The sequence below is a fragment of the Sphingobium sp. WCS2017Hpa-17 genome (assembly GCF_031843765.1).
In the GTDB taxonomy this organism is placed as follows: Bacteria; Pseudomonadota; Alphaproteobacteria; order Sphingomonadales; family Sphingomonadaceae; genus Sphingobium.
Genome location: NZ_JAVTIV010000002.1, coordinates 526,323 through 544,648, shown reverse-complemented (window position 1 = coordinate 544,648; position 18,326 = coordinate 526,323). Strand labels below are relative to the sequence as shown.

Below are 18,326 nucleotides of genomic sequence, written 5' to 3'. Positions count from 1 at the left end.
CGCCATCAGTCCCTGACTTTGGGCCGCTCGGCCGGTGGCGATGCGTCGCCGAACAACGGCCAGTCGGCGAAATGCGGCCATGGCATCATGCTGCGCATCTCGCCCAATTGCAGCACCATGGGCTTGCGCGACGTAAAGGCAGGCCAGTTCGCGCCCGGTTTGCCGGTGCGGGCGAAGGCCACCAGATGGTCCATCATCTCGCCCGACAGAGCCCGATCTACCGGTGTCCAGTCGCGGGTGGTGCGGAACAGGTTGAGGCTGTCCAGCGTCCCAAGCCAATAGGGAATATCGGCGCTATGATAGGCGCCCACCGTCGCGGGATCATGATCGGCGAAGCGCACGCCCGGCCTGTAGGGATGAACGCGGGTGAAGAAGTAAGCGTGCACTGGCGCCTTGCCGGTGGCGGCCTGCGCCAGCGCCCATTGCGCCATTTGCGCATTGAGGGTGGAATCACGCTCGATATCGCGGGCCTGCTGCTGCGCTTGCATCACCGTACGGGCGGAATAGCGTTTCAGGATCGCATCGGCCTTGTCCGGGAAGGCGCGGCGCACGGCCGCTGCATAGTCGGCGACCGATGTGATGGGGCCTAGCGACCGAAAACTTTCGTCGCGGGTAAAGCCCAGCAGCAACGGCACGTCATTCTGGCGCCCGGCGGCGAAAGCAGCGGCGGGCGTCTGCGCCACGACCTCGCGGTCGATCACGATCGGACGGCGGCGGACCGGCGCGGCGAGCGCGGTCAGCTTGTCGGCGGGCATGTCGCGCATCTGTTCGATCGACTGGACACCCAGCGCTTCCTGCAAGGCGAGGCCTTCGGCCTCCGCTTCCTTGAGCGGGGCCGGCGTGCCGATGCCGCCAAATGCGCCGCCGCTCATGCCGACGACGCGCTCGAACAGGCCCTTTGTCGCCGGACTGGCCTGAAGCAACGAGACGGACATCGACCCGGCCGACTGGCCTGCTATCGTGACATTGGCCGGATTGCCGCCGAAACCGGCGATATTCGTTTTGATCCAGCGCAGTGCCGCGACCTGATCCTTCAGGCCGTAATTGCCCGACCGGCCGCCATTTTCCGCGCTGAGTTCAGGATGAGCGAGGAAGCCCAATGGCCCGACGCGATAGGCGATGGCGACATAGACGACCCCTTTGGCCGCCAGCGCCTCCCCGGCATAATTGGCCATGGAGGCAGAGCCGATATTGAAACCGCCGCCATAGATCCAGGTGACGACCGGATAGCCGCCCGCCGGCGCGGGGCCGGGCGGCGCCCAGATGTTGAGATAGAGGCAATCCTCGCTGGTCGCCTCTTCCCCGAAATAATGGTTGAGGTTGCGGGCGCGCAGCGGCTGGATACATTCGGGCGCGGGACGATCGGCATGCCACACACCATCCCAGCGCGCATGCGGCTGCGGATCGCGCCAGCGCAGATCGCGCACCGGCGGCGCGGCGAACGGCACGCCCAGCCAGGCGCGCACGCCCGACGGCAGTGCCTTGCCATCGACCAGACCCGCGTCGGTGCGGACGGGATCGCCGGCGGACTGTGCGACGATCTGCGCCGGGGCAGCTGACGACAGCAGCAAGCCCAGAACCAAGCCGGGTGCCAGCATCAGGCGCCGCATCACTTGCGGCCCTTGAGCTGCGTATCGAAGAAGCGGAAGGTCAGGTCCAGCGCACGGAGCGAGGCGTCGCGGGTCGCAGCGGCATCGGCGCCGATCCAGCTATGGCCGACGCCATTGATGATTTCCAGCGTGACCGGGACGCCGACGCTCTTCAAGGCAGTGGCAAGCTGGCGCGACTGGTCGGCGGGCACGACCTTGTCGTCCGTGCCGTGGATCAGCAGCATCGGCGGGTCTTTGGCATCGACATGGGCGGCGGGGCTGGCGGCCTTGATGCGGTCGGCCGAACAATTGGGCTTCACGCAGTCCAGATAGGCGTTCTCCGCGCCGGCGATGACCGGCGGCATGGTCGCGAAATCATAGACGCCATACCAGCCGACGCCCGCCTGTACGCAATCGCTCTGGCCCGGATTGCTCTTGTCCTCGCTGGTCGGCGCGCTGCCGCATTGCAGCGCGGCGAGCGCCGCGAGTTGGCCACCAGCCGATCCGCCCCACACCGCGACATGGCTGCCATCCAGCCCGAAACGCTGCGCATTGGCGCGCAGATAGCGGATGGCGGTGCGGACGTCATCGATCGCGGCGGGGAAAGGCGCTTCCTTCGACAGCCGATATTCAAGCGAGGCGACGACATAACCCCGCGCAGACAGGTCGGCCAGCACGGCGGGAAAGTCACTGAAGGCGCCCGACTGGCGGGTATGGCCGTTCGCCCAGCCGCCGCCATGGATGTAGATGACCAGCGGCAGCGGCTTGCTCTGCTGCGCCGGGCGGTAAAGGTCGAGGATGATGGGCCGATAGCCGGGGATGGTCGAATAGGCGATATCGGTATTGACCGTGACGCCGTTCGCCAGCGTCAGGATGCGGTCGGGCATCGGATCGCCGAGCGCAGGTTCGGGGGAGGTCGCCGGCGATGGCGGTTGGGCATAAGCTGATATGGGCGCCGACATGGTGGCCGTGAGCAACGCCAGACCCAAAGATAGCGTGATCCGCTTGCGCATAATCCTCTCCCGTTCGCGATTCTTGTGCTAACTATTTCGTACATTGATATCATCGGCGATGCACAAGGCAAGTCCGATGATGATGTGCCAGCGACAGACGGAGCAGCGGAGTAGCCACACTGCATCCCGTCGCCAATCAACGTCATGCTGAACTTGGTTCAGCATCCATTTTTCCTGACGAACGGATGGTGCATGACGGCGCAATGGATCCTGAGCCGAAGGCCAGCGCAGCTAAACAAGTTCAGGATGACGATTATTGAAGAAATCGTCGCCCTTCCCTTCAGGCCCGGCACCAGCTTTCGACGATGTCGATCACATTGCCCCGTCGCCGCGCCAATATCTTGGGCGCGGTCACATCCCGCTCGAAACCGTAGGAGACGGTATAGCGATTGGAGACGTTGTAGAAGCAGAGCGCGCTGATCGTCATGTGCAGTTCCAGCGGGTCGATCCCTTCGCGGAAATGGCCGCTGGCAACGCCGCGCGCCAGGATGTTGCGCAACTGTTCCACCACTTTGCGATTGCGTTCACGAATACCGGGAATCTCGCCGATATGGGCGCCGCGCAGGATATTCTCGTTCATTACCAGCCGGACGAATTCGGGATGCTGATGATGATAGTCGAAGGTCGCGCCGACCACGTCGCGCAGCGCTGCGTCAGGAGCCAGATCGCTGCGGGTATTATCCGCGTCAATCTCGCGCACCGCCGTGTAGGCCCGCTCCAGAACGGCGCGATACAGGCCTTCCTTGCTGCCGAAATAATAATAGATCATCCGCTTGGACGCATCGGTCCGTTCGGCGATCTCGTCGATCCGCGCGCCGCTCAGCCCCTTGTCGGCAAATTCCAGCGTCGCGACGTCCAATATGTTGAGGCGGGTTTCCTCCGCCTCGCCGGCCCGTCCACTCGCCTTACCCTGTATGTTCGTCGGCGATCTGGCCACGCATCCATCCTTCTCTATTTGCGACCGGCATAGCTTGCCAGCGCCGCGCCATACAAGAGAGGATGCACGGGAATGACAAGGCGCCGCCTGCCCGAAGACACGCGGCACCTTCATGAATCAGAAGCGGACGCCTACGCCCATCCAGATGCGGGCCGGGTCGATGACATAGCCGGACGCATCATAATCCAGCCGCTTGTCGAGCAGATTCTGCACCCCGCCATGCACGGTAAAGGCCGGCGTGATCTTGTAGGAGCCACCGATATCCACCACCGTATAGCTGGCGGCGAAGATGTTGGTACCGCTGATCTGCGCCTCCGTCACCGCCTCCTTGCCGCGATAGACGGCGCGGGCATAGGCGGACAGGCGATCATCGGGTTTCCAGTTGAGCGAGGCGCTGGCCTGCTGCTTGGGCGTGTCGTTGAGCGCCGCCCCCGCCGCCGCGCCGGTAAGTTGCTCCGAATCGGTCAGCGTACCCGTGGCGTTGACCCGCAGCGTGCTGATCAGCGGAAAGTCGACCGCGATTTCGATGCCGTGCACCTTGGCCTTGTCGACATTGACATAGGTCGTGGGCGGACGGCCGATCGAACTCAGCGGCTCGTCGATGCACCAGGCCGCCGCCACTTCGCAGGTGACGCGGGTGATCTTGTCGTTGAAACGCGTGTCATAGGCGGTCAGGCTGGCGTTGAAGCGACCGCGCGAGAAGAGCAAAGCGGCCTCGATCGTGCGGCTGGTTTCCGCTTCCAGATCGGGATTGCCATAGATGGTGCCGCCGCGGCTGGACTGGCCCCAGTCGGGGATGGTCTGGCGCAGGCTGGGCGCACGGAAGCCCTGCGAATAACCGCCCTTCAGCGTGAAGGCGGGATTGATGTTCCACACCGCATAGACACGCGGGGTCCAGTGGACGCCATATTGTTCGTCATTGTCCATGCGGATGCCGCCGGTCAGCGCCAGCCCGTCGAGCAGCTTCAGCTCATTTTCGGCGAACAAGGCCCAACTGGTCCGGGTCGTCCCGGTGGTGGTGGAACCGGACAGCAGGTTGCCGGTCAGGTCGGTCAGATCCTCATGGCGATAGAAGCCGCCGAGGGTCAGCGTGTTGGACGGCAGCGGCACGACCCACAGGCTCTGCGCAACCGTATTCTTCACTTCCTTCTGCGAGGTGACGTTCTCCGCATCCTCATATTGGATATAGGATTCGGAGGACGCGAAACCCCATTTGCCGCTATGGCTGATGGAGGCAACCTTGCGCTTCTGGTCCTGAATATCGACGGTGCCGGCCGGCGATGTGGCGGACGCCTCGATCGTCTCGCCCGAAATCTGCGTCACCTTCTGCCGATAATAGCCGGCCTCGACCAGGATTTCGTGATTGTCATTTAGTGCGAAGCCCAGCTTGGCAGCCAGGCTTTCATCCTCACGCTTGGGCGTGCCGCCGATCACCTTGTCGCCTTCGCGCCGGTTGATCGCACCCTGCAACTGGATGCCGACGCCCTTCGTCACCGGGCCGGACAGATAGAAATTACCGTCCGCAAAATTGCCATAGTCGCTGCCCAGTTGCATCGTGCCGTTGACCCGCGCACTGCCACGCCAGTCGCCACCGATCCGCCGGGTGATGATGTTGACGACGCCGCCCATCGCGTCCGAGCCGTAGAGCGAAGACATGGGACCGCGCACGATTTCGATCCGCTCGATCGCTTCGAGCGGGGGCAACTGGCCGCCTTCGCTGATATTGCCACCATTGGTGCGGGATTCGCGTGAGGACAGGCGCTTACCATCGACCAGGATCAGCGTATATTGAGGCGCCATGCCGCGAATGGAGATGTCGCGGCTGTTGCCTTCGCCCGGCGTAACGGTGACGCCCGGCACTTCCATCAGCGCGTCGGTGACTTCGCGATAAGGCATGCGATCCAGCGTCTCGCGATTGATGACGGTAATGGAGGCTGGCGCATCGCGCACTTCCTGCTCGCGTCCGGCGGCGGTGACGACGATCTGGTCGCCATCGGCGACCGCGTCGGCGGCAAGAGTAGTGGCGGGAAGGAGGATGGCGGCGAGCGCGCTACCGGCACGCAAAAGGGTCTGGGCCTTCATGGAAAGTCCTTGGATTGAACGACAGGATGGGCGCGCGAATGCGCCTCTGGATTAGGCTGCGACAGAATGCGCAGTCCGGCGGTGATGGTTTTTTGGAAGTCCCCCGGCGCCTTTGCGACGCTCTCAGATGCGATTGCTTCGCAGTCGCATCTGTCGCATTCTCCATGCTATGCCAAATATCAATTTTGAATAACCGACTTGCCCGATCTGATCGGTCAGACGGCGGCCGCCAGTTGGTCGATCAACCACAGCGTCGCGGGATCACGGGCACTGCGCTCGTGCCAGAGCACCCAATAATCGAAGCCTTTAATCTCCGTCGGCGAAGGCAGGCAAGCAAAGCCATGCGAGCGGGCAAACCGCCCGGCTGCGCGGGTTGGCATAGTCAGGATCGCGTCGGTTGCGCCGATCAGGTCGGGCGCGGCGTAGAAATAAGGCAGCCGCGCCACCAATTGCCGCTCTGCTGCGCGCTCGCCCAGACGGGACTGGACATGATCGACGTCCGGATCGCCGATCGTGACCGCGACATGCGGCCAGGCCAGATAGGTGTCGAGCGAAATCGGCGCGGCGGCACCGCGCGCCAGGATCGGATGATCGGACCGCACGATCAGCGATTGCGTCTCGCTGAACAGGTGACGCGCATGGGTCAGCGACAGGTCGGGTTCGAAGCCGTAGATGATGAGGTCCAGCTCGCCCGACACCAGTTTCTTGAACATATCCCCCGAAAAGGCGGACACATCGATGCCACAGGCGGGGGCCGCCGCGCCGATCCCGGGCAGTGCGGGCGACACCACCGACAGGACGCCATAATCGGTCGCCGCTATGCGGAAATTGCGGTCCAGCAGGGCGGGATCGAAGCGCGCCGGTTCCAGCAGCGCGCTGCTCATCGCCAGCCAGGCTTCGAGCGGCTGCGCCAGTTCCTCCCCCCGCTGGGTCAGCGTCATGCCCCCGCCCGATCGCACCAGCAGCGGATCGGACAGCAATTGCCGCAATTGTCCCAGTGCGCGGCTGACCGTCGGCTGGCTCAGCCCCAGTCGTTGGGCCGACCGGCTGACACTACGGGTTTGCAACAGCATGCTGAGCGTCATCAGCAGGTTGAGGTCGATGGGCTTGATCGGCTGGCTCCGGATTGCGATTTTTTCGCATTAGCCAGCGCACAGATATGCTTCAAGCCGTGCAGTCAATCCAACATGGTTCGCAACGAAAGAGACACAGATTGGCCATGTTCATCAAGCGCATCCAACGTCGCGCGCGCCATGGCCCCATAGGCTGGCAGCAGATGCGGCTGGTCGGCACGTAGCGCGGCCAGATGCCGCCCGATCGTCTCCCCATCCCCCCGCAGCAACGGACCGGACAGCGCCGCCATACCGCGATCCAGACTATTATCCATTGCCGCGCGGACCAGCGGCCCCAGCAACGCCGCCGGATCGGCAATGCCCGCCGCTGCCAGCGCATCGCGCGACCCGGCGATCAATGTGACGAGATGGTTGGCCGCGTGGCAGAGCGCGGCATGATACAGCGCCCGCTGCCCCTCCCCCACCTGCTCCGCCACGCCGCCCAACCGGGCGACCAGATCTCGCGCCGCCGCGATGGCCGGATCATTGTCAGCCGTAATGACGAAGGTCGCCCCGGTCATGCGGGCGACTTCCTGTGCCGGGTCGCCGGTAAAGGTCATGGCCGGATGCACTGCCGCCGTCAGCGCGCCCTGCTGCTGTAGCGGCGCTAGCAAGGCCGCCCCGCTGCGCCCGCTCAGATGCAGGATGAACGGCGCCGCGCCATCGGGAAGGCAGATGGCAAGATCGGTAACGACTCCGGCGATGGCATCGTCCGACACCGCGATCAGGATCAGGTCGCACTGCTGCGCGATCGCCGCCAGATCGTGTGCGCTCTGGCTCCCCGTCGTCGCCGCGCCCAGCGCATCACGCCGGACGGGGTCACGCCCCCAGATCATCAGGGGCGCTGTCGAATGTCGCATGAGCGCCAGTGCCAACGCGCCCGCCACGCGACCCGTGCCGACAATGCCGATCCGGCGATAAGGGCCTGCGCTGTCCATCGCGCCGGCTTAACCGCTCATCCGCCCAAGTGCCAGCACGGCGTTAACGACATCTCGTAAGCGGACACGCAGGATTATCGGCTAGCCATGGCCTCATGCGCACCCTCCTTCCCGCCGCCGCCGCGATCGCCTTCAGCCCTGCCTGCGCTTTCGCTGCGGACGTGCCCCTCTATCCCGTCGGCCTGCCATTCAGCCCCGGCGCGCCCAAGCCGGTCGCACCGGAGCATCCGCTCTATCACCGCATCGCGCTCGACGCGGTGGCGGACATGCCGGGCGTCGTCGGCACATCCGCCACCGCGGGGATCATGGGGGCGGCCAAGCGCAGCAGTTTCGAGAAGGCCCTGCGCGAGACGCTGGAGAAGCTCAACCTGCTGGCCCCCAGCGAGGCGGAGGCCCAGGTGCGGCTATCGCCCCGCTGGATCAGCATGGACGCGCCGTTCAAAATCTCCTTCTCCAGTGACGCGACGGTGCGCATGGGATGGAGCCTGACCCGCATCGACAATGGCCAGCGCATCTTCGATCGGGAAATCGCGACGTCGGCGGAATCAAAGGGCGGCAGCGGCAGCGAGCGCGCGACCGGCGTCGGTCGCGTCGCGCTGATGACCAACATCGCCTCGGCCATGCGTTGCATCGACCTCGCCGCTTATGGTCAGGCGCCGCAGGATTGCGCGCTGACACCCGGCTTCACCTATCACGCGCCGACCTACAAATTCCTGTTCGTGCCGGCGCGCTGAACCCGGCGCCGGCACAATCCGGTCAGGCCACCGCCGCGATGATGATGATCTCCACCTTGTAATCCGGCGTCGCCAGCTTTGCTTCGCCGGTCGCGCGGGTGGGCGCGGGTACATCGGCGATCCAGCCATCCCAGACCGCATTCATTTCCTCAAAGTCCGCCATGTCGGCCAGCCAGATGGTGGCGCGCAGGATATGCGACTTGCTGCTGCCGGCCAGCCCCAGAAGGCGCTCGATTTCCTCCAGCGCGCTCTTCGTCTGCGCGGTGACGCTCTCGCCGTCGCCGACTTGTCCCGCCAGATAGACGGTGTCGCCATGGATGACCACTTCGCTCATGCGCAGGCCGGTTTCGATGCGGGTGATGGTCATGCTGTCTCCTAGGATGTCAGTTGCGATACCGCGACAAAGCCAGATCGGCGCTCTCGATCGCGGTTTCCCGACCGCTGATGATGTCGGCAATGACATGGCCCGAACCACAGGCCATGGTCCAGCCCAGCGTGCCATGGCCGGTGTTAAGGAACAGATTGTCGATCTTCGTCGCGCCCACCACTGGCGTCGAATCCGGCGTCATCGGTCGCAATCCGCTCCAGAAGGTCGCGCCGGACAGGTCGCCTGCACCGGGGAACAACGTGCCGACACTATGGTCCAGCGTATTGTGCCGCGCTTGTGGCAAGTCATTGGTATAGCCCGACAGTTCGGCCATGCCACCGACACGGATACGGTCGCCAAGCCGCGTGATCGCCACCTTGTAGCTTTCGTCGAGCAGGGTCGACACCGGTGCGCCTTCTTCCTTCACGATCGGCACGGTGATCGAATAGCCCTTCACCGGATAAACCGGCAGGCGCAGGCCGAGCGGCGCGACGATCAGCGGCGAATAGCTGCCCATCGCGACCAGATAGGCGTCGCCGCTCACCGGCCCTTCCGCCGTATCGACATGGGCGATACGCCCGCCTTCCGTGGCGAGGCCCCGGATCGTGCGGCCCATCAGGAACTGCACGCCGCGCGCCTTCGCCATGTCCGCCAGCGCGTTGGTGAATTTGAAACAATCGCCAGTCTCGTCCTGTGGCAGGCGCAGCCCCCCGACGATCGACGCCTCACTGGCGGCCAGTCCAGGTTCGGCGGCAAGGCACCCGGCGCGATCCAGCACCTCGAACGGCACATTGTCGGAGCGCAGCACCTCTATATCCTTGGCGATGCCGTCCATCTGTTTCTGTTCGCGAAACAGTTGCAACGTGCCACGACTGCGCTCGTCATAGCGGATGCCCGTCGCCTCGCGCAGAGCGATCAGCCGGTCACGGCTATGTTCGGCGAGCCGCACCATCCGGCCCTTGTTGATGCGATAGTCCGTGGCGTTGCAGTTGCCCAGCATCGCCACCAGCCAGCGCAACATCGCCATGTCAACCTTTGGCCGCAGGATCAGCGGCGCATGCTGCATGAACAGCCAGCGCAGCGCCTTGGCCGGGATGCCCGGCGCCGCCCAGGGGGAGGCATAGCCCGGCGAAATCTCGCCCGCATTGGCAAAGCTGGTTTCCTGCGCGACGCCATTCTGGCGGTCGACCACGACCACCTCATGCCCGGCCTCGGCTAGATACCAGGCGGATGTGACGCCGATCACGCCGCCGCCCAATATGACGATCTTCATGCCTGCACACTCCCTGCATCGGTAACCGTCGGCACCGGCAGATAGGTCCGTTCATATCGGCTGCCGAGCCGGGTCAATATTTCATAGCTGATCGTGTCCGCCTGCGCGGCGACGTCGTCGATCCTCTGGTTGGCGCCGAGCAGTTCGACCGGCGCACCGGGATAAAGCAGATCGGCAGGCACATCGGTAACGTCGACTGCCATGCTGTCCATCGACACCCGGCCGATGACGGGAACGCGGACGCCGCCGATAAAGGCGCTGCCCCGGCCGCTCAGATGGCGCGGCCAGCCATCGGCATAGCCGACCGAAACGGTGGCGATCTGCGTCGGCCGTTCGCAGCGATGGGTCAGGCCATAACCCACGCCTGCGCCGGCCGGCACCTGCCGCAACTGCATGATATAGGCGTCGAGCGCGACCACGGCCGCCATCGGGTTGGGATCGCCATGCGGCGCGCCGCCATAAAGAGCGATGCCCGCGCGCACGATATCGCCATGCCGCACGTCGGGCGCCATGGCCCCGCCTGAATTGTCGATCGAACGCGGCACACCGGGGAATTGTGCCGCGATATTGTCGAACAGGGACCGTTGGTCGGCATTGACCGGGCTGGACGGCTCGTCCGCGCAGGCCAAATGCGTCATGACCAACTGGACATCGACCCCGGCCAGCCTGCCCGGCTCATCACGCAGGACCGCCAGTTCCTCCGGCGTCAGGCCAAGGCGCGACATCCCGCTATCCACTTGCACCACGGCCGGCAGGCTTTGCCCCAGTTCGCGCGACAGCGCCGCCCAGCGATCGATCTGGACCAGCGCGTTGAGCACAGGCACCGCTCCGATCCCCGCACATTCCGCCTCCGCGCCGGGACGCAGACCATTGAGGATATACAGGGTGGCATCCTGCGGCAGGTGGGGCTTCAACATCGCCGCCTCGCACAGATGGGCGACGAAAAAATGGCGGCACCCTGCGTCCAGCAAAGCTCGCGACACCGGCACCGCACCAAGGCCATAGGCGTCCGCCTTGACCACGCCGGCTACCTGCGCGGGGGCGACCCGCTCTGCGATCAGGCAATAATTGGCCACCAACGCGCCCAGATCGATGCGCAGGTCAGCCGCCGTTCCATAATCCATCGCCATCCCCTTTCGATAACCGTCAGGCTAACCGACGTTTCTGCAAATAGGCTGCCGAAATATGCGACTTTATTTGAATATTCCGCCATATAGGACAGGATATTTCAACAGAGTCGCATAAATGACCAATAGCCTCGACAATGCCGATCGCGCGATTCTGCGCCTGCTCAAACTCAACGCCCGCCGCTCCAATGCGGAAATCGCGGCGGAGGTCAGTCTTTCGCCCTCCGCCTGCCACCGGCGTATCCGCCAATTGGAAGCGCAAGGCTATATTCGCGGCTATACGCTGGTAACTGGCGGGCGCGAAGAGGGCGCGATCGTCAATGTGCTGGTACAGGTCACGCTGGACCGCCAGACGGAGGATTATCTGTCCCGCTTCGAACATGCGGTGCGACAATGTCCGGAGGTGCGGGAATGTTTCCTGATGACCGGGTCTGTCGACTATTGGCTGCGCGTGGAGGTCGACAGCGTAGACGCCTATGAACGCATCCATGGCGAGATATTGTCCCGCCTGCCCGGCGTGACCCGGATCAACAGCAATATCGCGATGCGCGACGGCCTGCGCCCCCGGCGCGGCAAGGGGTGATGCGGATTGCGTGACTTCCGTTCGCTTCGAGCGAAGTCGAGAAGCCCTTAGCCCCGCGTTTCCGTTTGGCTTCGCAGATCTCGGCTCTGCCTCGTTTCTCGACTTCGCTCGAAACAAACGGCCGCAAATGTGGCGCGTCTGTGCAAAGCGGGAGGCACCACGCCCCCCGCCCGCCAGATCATTTTACCTGAAAGCCTGACCAGAAGCTGTCAGCCTGGTCGATCCAGATGGTGTTGAAGCCGGTCGCGATCGCCGATCCCTCGATCGAGGGGATGATCGCATCTTCCCCGCCCAGTTCGACCGCTTCCTCGACCCGGCCGATGAAGCGGCTGCCGATATAGCTTTCATGGACGAAACGGTCGCCCACGCTCAGTCGACCTGATGCCGCCAGATGCGCCAGTCGCGCCGACGTGCCGGTACCGCACGGGCTGCGGTCGATCGCCTTGTCGCCGTAGAAGACGGCATTGCGACCATCGGCCCCCTCGCCGCGCGGCTTGTCCGCCCAGAGGATATGGCTGACCCCCCGGATCGTCGGGTCGAGCGGATGGACCGGCTCATATGTCTCGCGGATCGCCTCGCGGATGCGACCGCTCAGCTCGATCAGGCGCGCCGCGCCCATATCGTCCAGGCCGGTATATTGGCCCTGCGGCTCGATGATCGCATAATAATTGCCGCCATAGGACACATCGACGCTCAGCGCGCCGATGCCCTCCACATCGACTTCGATTCCCTTCGCCGCGACATAGGCCGGGACGTTGGTGATGCGCACCGCCGTCACCTTCTGCCCCTCCGTCTCATAGGCGATCTCGATCACGCCAGCGGGCACCTCGACCTTCAGCCGGCCGGGCGTCGTCGGCACGATCAGCCCATGTTCCAGGCCGAAGGTGATGATGCCGATCGTCCCATGGCCGCACATGGGCAGGCAACCGCTGGTTTCGATGAACAATATGCCGATATCGGCATCCGGCAACGTCGGCGGATAGAGGAAGCCGCCCGACATCATGTCATGCCCGCGCGGTTCGAAGCACAGGCCGGTGCGAATCCAGTCGAAACGGGTCAGGAAATCCTGCCGCCGTTCCGACATGGATGCGCCCTTGAGCAGCGGGGCCCCGCCCGCGACGAGGCGGACGGGGTTTCCGGCCGTGTGGCCATCGATGCAGAAGAAGGTGTGACGCATCGCCGCTCCCTATCAGGCCGCAGCGGCGACCGACAGGTCCGGACGGGTCGCGGCGGCCTTTTCGACCATCGCGATCACTTCGGCGCGGCGTTCGCCCTGCAACACATAGCGCGGCGGCAGCACGCGCTCCGACCCGCGACCCATCACTTCTTCGGCGAGCTTGATCGACTGGACCAGATCATGTTCGGCATCCAGATGCAGCAGCGGCATGAACCAGCGATAGATTTCCATCGCCTTGGCATGATCGCCCCGCTCGAAAGCACGGACCAGCTCGACCGATTCCTTGGGGAAGGCGTTGGTCAGGCCCGACACCCAGCCCTGCGCACCCAGATACAGGCCTTCCAGCGCGACGTCGTCCAGACCCGCGAACAGCGTGTAGCGATCGCCGAACGCATTGCGGAAATCGGTGAAGCGACGGGTATCGGGCGCCGATTCCTTGACCGCGACGATATTCTCGACGTCGATCAGGGCGGTCAGAACCTCCTGGTCGATGACGGTGCGATAGGCCGGCGGGTTGTTGTAGAGCATGATCGGCAGGCCGGTCTGGTCGGCCACGCCCTTGAAATGGTTCACCAGTTCATGGGCCTTGGTGACATAGACCATCGGCGGCAGCAGCATCAGGCCATCGGCGCCAGCCTTTTCGGCGGCCTGCGCATAGCGGACGGCGCGGCGCGTATCATACTCCGACACGCCGGTGATCACCGGCACGCGACCGTCCACCACTTCGACGATGGCAGAAAGAACGCTGACCTTCTCTTCATAGTCCAGCGAGTTGTTCTCGCCCACAGTCCCCAGCGCAATCACGCCGGTGACGCCGTCCTTGACCAGATCGTCGACCACGCGCTGCGTGTCGGCGAGGTCGATCGACAGATCTTCACGCAGCTGCGTGGTGACCGCCGGAAACACGCCCTTCCAACCAATTGCCATATTCGTTCTTCCTGCCTTTTCGCGATTAATCTAAATATCGTATACGATATTACGTTGGCACTTGCAACGGACTTTTTGCACTGCGGCAATCATTTGTTACCGCTAGCATCCGGCACCGGATCATCGACATCGCCGCTGAATGGCTGAAGATGGTCGATCACGCAGATCGGGCCGGCTATCTGGCTGGGCGTGGCCAGCGCCCGCACCTTGTCCCCCTCGCAATAGCCCGCGCCGCTCGTCTCCACGACGGCGGTGGCGAAGGCGTTGAGGCCGGGGCAGGAACCGCCCTTGAAGACCGCGATATAGGATTGCTTCCGGTTCGGCTGGCCCCGGAAATAGAGCCGGCCATCCTCGCGCACCACCGGGGCGGCAACCCGGCTCTGCACGATGCAGCGCCGGTCGGGGGCCACCTCGCCGGCCAGCGCGACCGATGCGGTGGCCAGGCCGATGCCCGCCAGCAACAGGACAGTGATTCCGGATCGCGTCATGATGTCATCCTTTCCTGCTGCGCCGCGATCAATCATCGGGCAATGTCACGGTCACGGCCAGCGCGCCGCTGTTGCCGGCAAAGCCGACGTCGTTGAACCCCATCACCAACCCCGCGGCCTGATCCGGGATCGTGACCCGCGCGCCCTTCCCCACCGCAAAGGGGCGCCCCATCAATACGCCCTGCGCATCGACAAAGGCCGCCATCAACGCATGGCGATGATTGGGATAGAGGATCTTGGGCGCATATAGGCTGGGATAATATTTCCCGCCATCGCCCGGCTGGTCATCTACCGCCTGATCCTCCAGCCCTTCCGGCCCGACATCCCGACCGTCGACCTGCGTCGTCGCGCCATCGGCCACCAGAATCGCGATCTTCTCGGCGGTGTCATTGACGAAGCCGCCGACCATGGCGGGCGGCCGTTCGTCGCCCTTGCCATAGCGCATCTTCTTGTTGGCCTTGTTCAGCCAGGGGCCGGACCGCGCATCGACGCTCAGGCTGACCTCCTTCGCCGCCACCGGGGCGGCGGCCATCAGCAGGGCGGTCGCCAGCAACAGGCCTTTCATCATTGCGCCTCCTTATCCTCCACGATCACGCGGGCTTCGGGAATATCGACCGTCACCGACAGGCTACCAGCATTGTCGGCATAAATATCGTCATTGATGCCCAGCGAAATGCCCATCGCCCCGGCCGGCACGCTCACCGCCGCCGCCCGCCCGATCAGGAAGGGCATGCCGACGATCCGGCCGTCCGCGTCGATGAAGGCGCCGAGCAGCGCGTTCAGCTTGATCGGCCGGGTCGCCCGATCGACATAATAGCCGGGAAAGACGACGCCCGAATTGCCGACATTATCGTCGGCCACGAAATCCGCCTGCCCGTCCGGCCCGATGGCGATACCACCCGGAATCGTCGTCGTTTCCCCAGTCGCGGAAAATCGGACCTTCGCGCCCTCGAACAGATGCTGACCCGCGATCATCACCGGGCGGCTGCCATCGCGCCGACCAAAGCTCTTCTTGCCATTGACGCCGGGATTCCATGGCATCGCGGTCGCCGGCACCGTGACCGCAACCTCCTTCGCCTGTGCCTGACCCACCATCATGACAGTCAGCACCAATAATATCTGGACTGCACGCACGCCCTCGTCCTCCCAAGAAAAAGCGGCCGTGACGACAATTCGCCACGACCGCTTGTGTCTGCCTAGCTGCGCATCGCGATCAGAAGCGGAAGCGAACGCTGCCCTGCACCGTCCGCGCCATGGTGCGGACGCCCAGCGGCAGCAGATTATCCTTGCCGAAGTAGCGATAGGGATCGTTGCCGGTCAGGTTGGTGCCTTCGATCGACAGGGTCATGAACTTGACCGGCGTGTAGTTGACGGCCGCATCCAGACGATAGGTGGCGTCATTGTACCAGCTATAGGCCGGATTGTCGGTCCACACCCACAGGCGATAGGGCGAACGATAGTTGAAGGCGACGCGGGTGCTGAACTTGGGGGTGTCATAATAGAGCGCCGCGTTGGCGGTCCATTTCGACGTGTCGACCGAGTCGAACGCACCGGGGAAATCCTCGGGATAAGGGTATTCGACGCGCGCCTCCAGGATACGGGAGACGTTCAGGCTGGCGCCGAAATTCTTGAGCGCGCCCGGCAGGAAGTCGAAGAAGCTCTGCACCTGCGCTTCGATGCCGTAGAAGGTGCCGTCGCCCGCATTGCGCAACTGCGATATCGTGCCGCTGCGGCCCGGCAGGCCATATTCACCCAGATCGGCCGCCACTTCCCGGCTGAAATAGGTCCAGTTGGTCGCCTTCTTGTAATAGCCCGCGATCGACGCGGAACCGGCCCGCCCGAAATAATGTTCCAGGCTGGCATTGATCGACCATTCGCGCTGCGCCTTCAGGTCCGGGTTGCCGGCATCGACATTGGGCGTCGCCGCATTGGGATCGACGAAGAAGAAAGGACGCAGGTCGTAGAAGTTCGGCCGCGACACGTTGGTGGTATAGGACAGGCGCAACTGCGTCTTGGGATCGAAATGCAGCGTCGCGGTGACGCTGGGCAGATAATCCATGAAGTTGCCGCGCCCCGAGCTTTCCTCGATGATCAGCGGATATCCGTCCGCCGCTGCACCGATGCGATATTGGAAGCTGTTCGAGCTGCCCCAAGTATTGACCGCGCGCAGGCCGACCACGCCGTCGATCGGGAAGCCGACATCGAAGCCATAGTTAAGCTGCGCATAGGCCGCGAAGGTATTTTCGACCGAGGTAAAGGTCTGGCCCTGATCGCTCGGCGGCAATTCGCTGGAGAAACGGACCGCGTTGCCCGGATCGGTCGCCTGAATATAGGCGCGCACCGCGTCGATATTGTCGAGCAGCGCCTTGCCGGGGATGCGATACCATTGCGGCGAACCGGCCAGATCCGGGCCGATCAGCGATGCCTGATCCCCGCCGGGGAAGGCCGTGAGCGGCGCATCCTTGCCATCGACGCGGGGGAAGCCGTCGCGATAGCCATAATAGCGATCGACGTCGCGGCGATTGAAACGGATGCCGGTCTGCAAGGACCGCAGCAGGCTCTTGTCGCTCAGTTCCAGAGTCAGGTCGAGCTGGCTCGCAAATTCCTTGTTCTTCGATATGCCGGCATTGTCCTGGAACCGGTTGACGCCATATTGGGTCACGTCGTTCAGGTCAGTGCCATTGAAAGTGATCGACGGGATCGGCCGCGAATAGGCGTCCGACACGAAATCGATCGTCGCCGATTGTAGGTTATAGGGCCGCAGGATCTGCTGCACATAATAATAGCTGTCCTTCGACCAGCTATATTGGGTGCTGAAATGCAGCAACGCGCGATCGGTCGGGCGCCAGTTGGTTTCGAAATTGGTGGTGTACAGGTCGCGCTTCAGCGTGTTGTACGTCCCCTCGATATAGGCCGGCACGCCGTTCGGGTTGGAAATGGTCAGCTTCTTGATCGTCTGACCGTCCGGCATCAGTTCGATACCGCTGAACTGCGTATTCCATTCGCGGTTGAGCGTCCACATCTTGTCGATCGAGCGGCGCTCCTTCGACCCGATATAGCTGCCCTCCAGAATGAACTCCAGTTTGTCGGACGGCTTCCACTGGAACACACCGCTCAGCGACGGGCGCGTCACATAGCCGCTTTCCGTGCCATATTGGGTGCGATAGGGGATGACCGCGTTGCGATATTCTGCCGGCAGATTGTTCAGCGGGCTGTTCGCATCGCCCTCACAGCAGACGGTGTCGGGCGACTCGCTCTCGACATAATTTTCCTGATAATAGGTCTTGGTCCAGCTGCCGTTGAGCAGGAAGCCCATTTCGCCGATGCCAGTTTCGAACCGTTCGCCCACCAACAGGCTGGCATAGGGGCTGGTCTTCTCGGCAAACTCGTCATAGGCGCCGCGCACGCTTCCCGCGACGGTCAGGCCCTTCTTCAGGTCCAGCGGACGGCGCAGTTCGACGTTCACGGTGCCGGCGATGCCGCCTTCCACCTGATCGGCGGTGCGCGTCTTGTAGACGTCGACCGACTTCAGCAATTCGGCCGGGATATCCGCCAGGCTGATCGAGCGCTCGGTGCCCAGATTGACATTGTTGCCGTTGACCGTGGTCTGCACCTGGCTGAGGCCGCGAATGGTGACGCCCTGCCCCTGGCCACGCTCGCGGTTGATCTGCACGCCGGTCACGCGCGACAGCGCTTCGGGGACATTATTGTCCGGCAATTTACCGGCGTCTTCGGCGACGATGGAATCGACGATCTGCTTGCTGTTCTTCTTCTTGGTCGCGGCCGCCGCAACGCTGCCCCGCACGCCGGTGACGATGATGTCCGACTTGGCGGCGGCCGCTTCGTCCGGGGATTGCGGCGCGTCCTGCGCCATGGCCGCGACCGAAAGCGACGCGAAAGTCAACGCGGACAAAGCCGCCGACATGTTGAGAACCGTACGAGACTTCATCCACTTTCCCCTTATTCCCCGGCGGATCGC

17 protein-coding genes are annotated in these 18,326 nt (G+C 63.7%); 2 read left to right on the top strand and 15 right to left on the bottom strand.

The window, feature by feature from the left end; translation table 11 throughout:
* Positions 1–5 precede the first annotated feature (5 nt).
* The 6 genes from RQH62_RS06550 to RQH62_RS06525 all read right to left on the bottom strand — a co-directional run bounded on the left by RQH62_RS06550 (position 6) and on the right by RQH62_RS06525 (position 7,671).
* Positions 6–1,610, bottom strand: a complete 1,605-nt coding sequence (locus tag RQH62_RS06550) for a carboxylesterase family protein (RefSeq protein ID WP_311267942.1) — start codon at positions 1,608–1,610, stop codon at positions 6–8.
* Positions 1,610–2,602: an alpha/beta hydrolase gene (locus RQH62_RS06545; protein ID WP_311267941.1), complete on the bottom strand. Its 993-nt coding sequence runs from the start codon at positions 2,600–2,602 to the stop codon at positions 1,610–1,612. The genes RQH62_RS06550 and RQH62_RS06545 overlap by 1 nt, the downstream gene beginning before the upstream one ends.
* A 280-nt stretch (positions 2,603–2,882) precedes the next feature.
* On the bottom strand, positions 2,883–3,539 hold the full coding sequence (locus tag RQH62_RS06540; RefSeq protein ID WP_311267940.1) for a TetR/AcrR family transcriptional regulator: 657 nt from the start codon (positions 3,537–3,539) through the stop codon (positions 2,883–2,885).
* A gap of 117 nt (positions 3,540–3,656) precedes the next feature.
* Positions 3,657–5,621, bottom strand: a complete 1,965-nt coding sequence (locus RQH62_RS06535; RefSeq protein WP_311267939.1) for a TonB-dependent receptor domain-containing protein — start codon at positions 5,619–5,621, stop codon at positions 3,657–3,659.
* Between the two features lie 215 nt (positions 5,622–5,836).
* Positions 5,837–6,706 (bottom strand): LysR family transcriptional regulator, encoded by an 870-nt coding sequence (locus tag RQH62_RS06530; RefSeq protein ID WP_311267938.1) that lies wholly within the window; start codon positions 6,704–6,706, stop codon positions 5,837–5,839.
* A 92-nt stretch (positions 6,707–6,798) separates the two neighbouring features.
* Positions 6,799–7,671 carry a DUF2520 domain-containing protein gene (locus RQH62_RS06525; RefSeq protein ID WP_311267937.1) on the bottom strand — a complete coding sequence of 291 codons (873 nt, stop codon included), beginning with the start codon at positions 7,669–7,671 and terminating at the stop codon, positions 6,799–6,801.
* Positions 7,672–7,766: 95 nt separating this feature from the next.
* Here RQH62_RS06525 and RQH62_RS06520 point away from each other — a divergent pair, with 95 nt between their 5' ends.
* Positions 7,767–8,405: a hypothetical protein gene (locus RQH62_RS06520; RefSeq protein WP_311267936.1), complete on the top strand. Its 639-nt coding sequence runs from the start codon at positions 7,767–7,769 to the stop codon at positions 8,403–8,405.
* Between the two features lie 22 nt (positions 8,406–8,427).
* On the opposite strand, the gene RQH62_RS06515 is transcribed toward RQH62_RS06520, so the two are convergent.
* The 3 genes from RQH62_RS06515 to alr are packed head-to-tail and all read right to left on the bottom strand — an operon-like array spanning position 8,428 to position 11,169.
* The gene (locus tag RQH62_RS06515) at positions 8,428–8,772 is read right to left on the bottom strand and encodes a RidA family protein (protein WP_311267935.1); all 345 of its coding nucleotides are present in this window, start codon (positions 8,770–8,772) and stop codon (positions 8,428–8,430) included.
* Positions 8,773–8,788: 16 nt separating this feature from the next.
* Positions 8,789–10,045 carry a D-amino acid dehydrogenase gene (locus tag RQH62_RS06510; RefSeq protein ID WP_311267934.1) on the bottom strand — a complete coding sequence of 419 codons (1,257 nt, stop codon included), beginning with the start codon at positions 10,043–10,045 and terminating at the stop codon, positions 8,789–8,791.
* The gene (alr, locus tag RQH62_RS06505) at positions 10,042–11,169 is read right to left on the bottom strand and encodes an alanine racemase (protein WP_311267933.1); all 1,128 of its coding nucleotides are present in this window, start codon (positions 11,167–11,169) and stop codon (positions 10,042–10,044) included. Before alr ends, RQH62_RS06510 begins: the two co-directional genes overlap by 4 nt.
* A 121-nt stretch (positions 11,170–11,290) precedes the next feature.
* Here alr and RQH62_RS06500 point away from each other — a divergent pair, with 121 nt between their 5' ends.
* A complete protein-coding gene (locus RQH62_RS06500; protein WP_311267932.1) occupies positions 11,291–11,755 on the top strand; it encodes an Lrp/AsnC family transcriptional regulator in 465 nt (154 codons plus the stop codon).
* Between the two features lie 178 nt (positions 11,756–11,933).
* On the opposite strand, the gene RQH62_RS06495 is transcribed toward RQH62_RS06500, so the two are convergent.
* The 6 genes from RQH62_RS06495 to RQH62_RS06470 all read right to left on the bottom strand — a co-directional run bounded on the left by RQH62_RS06495 (position 11,934) and on the right by RQH62_RS06470 (position 18,296).
* Positions 11,934–12,932 (bottom strand): 4-hydroxyproline epimerase, encoded by a 999-nt coding sequence (locus RQH62_RS06495; protein WP_311267931.1) that lies wholly within the window; start codon positions 12,930–12,932, stop codon positions 11,934–11,936.
* 12 nt (positions 12,933–12,944) lie between these two features.
* Positions 12,945–13,859, bottom strand: coding sequence for a dihydrodipicolinate synthase family protein (locus tag RQH62_RS06490; protein WP_311267930.1), 915 nt, complete (start codon positions 13,857–13,859; stop codon positions 12,945–12,947).
* Between the two features lie 89 nt (positions 13,860–13,948).
* Complete coding sequence (locus tag RQH62_RS06485; RefSeq protein ID WP_311267929.1) at positions 13,949–14,347, bottom strand: hypothetical protein; 399 nt, start codon at positions 14,345–14,347, stop codon at positions 13,949–13,951.
* 28 nt (positions 14,348–14,375) lie between these two features.
* Complete coding sequence (locus RQH62_RS06480) at positions 14,376–14,915, bottom strand: hypothetical protein (protein WP_311267928.1); 540 nt, start codon at positions 14,913–14,915, stop codon at positions 14,376–14,378.
* Complete coding sequence (locus RQH62_RS06475) at positions 14,912–15,481, bottom strand: hypothetical protein (protein WP_311267927.1); 570 nt, start codon at positions 15,479–15,481, stop codon at positions 14,912–14,914. Before RQH62_RS06475 ends, RQH62_RS06480 begins: the two co-directional genes overlap by 4 nt.
* A gap of 79 nt (positions 15,482–15,560) precedes the next feature.
* Positions 15,561–18,296 (bottom strand): TonB-dependent receptor, encoded by a 2,736-nt coding sequence (locus RQH62_RS06470; RefSeq protein ID WP_311267926.1) that lies wholly within the window; start codon positions 18,294–18,296, stop codon positions 15,561–15,563.
* Between the last annotated feature and the right edge of the window lie 30 nt (positions 18,297–18,326).

Bases quoted from the DNA above. Each gene is read 5' to 3' on its own strand.
- RQH62_RS06550 (WP_311267942.1), bottom strand. From the start codon at position 1,610: ATGCGGCGCCTGATGCTGGCACCCGGCTTGGTTCTGGGCTTGCTGCTG.
- RQH62_RS06545 (WP_311267941.1), bottom strand. From the start codon at position 2,602: ATGCGCAAGCGGATCACGCTATCTTTGGGTCTGGCGTTGCTCACGGCC.
- RQH62_RS06535 (WP_311267939.1), bottom strand. From the start codon at position 5,621: ATGAAGGCCCAGACCCTTTTGCGTGCCGGTAGCGCGCTCGCCGCCATC.
- RQH62_RS06530 (WP_311267938.1), bottom strand. From the start codon at position 6,706: ATGACGCTCAGCATGCTGTTGCAAACCCGTAGTGTCAGCCGGTCGGCC.
- RQH62_RS06525 (WP_311267937.1), bottom strand. From the start codon at position 7,671: ATGGACAGCGCAGGCCCTTATCGCCGGATCGGCATTGTCGGCACGGGT.
- RQH62_RS06520 (WP_311267936.1), top strand. From the start codon at position 7,767: ATGCGCACCCTCCTTCCCGCCGCCGCCGCGATCGCCTTCAGCCCTGCC.
- RQH62_RS06515 (WP_311267935.1), bottom strand. From the start codon at position 8,772: ATGACCATCACCCGCATCGAAACCGGCCTGCGCATGAGCGAAGTGGTC.
- RQH62_RS06510 (WP_311267934.1), bottom strand. From the start codon at position 10,045: ATGAAGATCGTCATATTGGGCGGCGGCGTGATCGGCGTCACATCCGCC.
- alr (WP_311267933.1), bottom strand. From the start codon at position 11,169: ATGGATTATGGAACGGCGGCTGACCTGCGCATCGATCTGGGCGCGTTG.
- RQH62_RS06500 (WP_311267932.1), top strand. From the start codon at position 11,291: ATGACCAATAGCCTCGACAATGCCGATCGCGCGATTCTGCGCCTGCTC.
- RQH62_RS06495 (WP_311267931.1), bottom strand. From the start codon at position 12,932: ATGCGTCACACCTTCTTCTGCATCGATGGCCACACGGCCGGAAACCCC.
- RQH62_RS06490 (WP_311267930.1), bottom strand. From the start codon at position 13,859: ATGGCAATTGGTTGGAAGGGCGTGTTTCCGGCGGTCACCACGCAGCTG.
- RQH62_RS06485 (WP_311267929.1), bottom strand. From the start codon at position 14,347: ATGACGCGATCCGGAATCACTGTCCTGTTGCTGGCGGGCATCGGCCTG.
- RQH62_RS06480 (WP_311267928.1), bottom strand. From the start codon at position 14,915: ATGATGAAAGGCCTGTTGCTGGCGACCGCCCTGCTGATGGCCGCCGCC.
- RQH62_RS06470 (WP_311267926.1), bottom strand. From the start codon at position 18,296: ATGAAGTCTCGTACGGTTCTCAACATGTCGGCGGCTTTGTCCGCGTTG.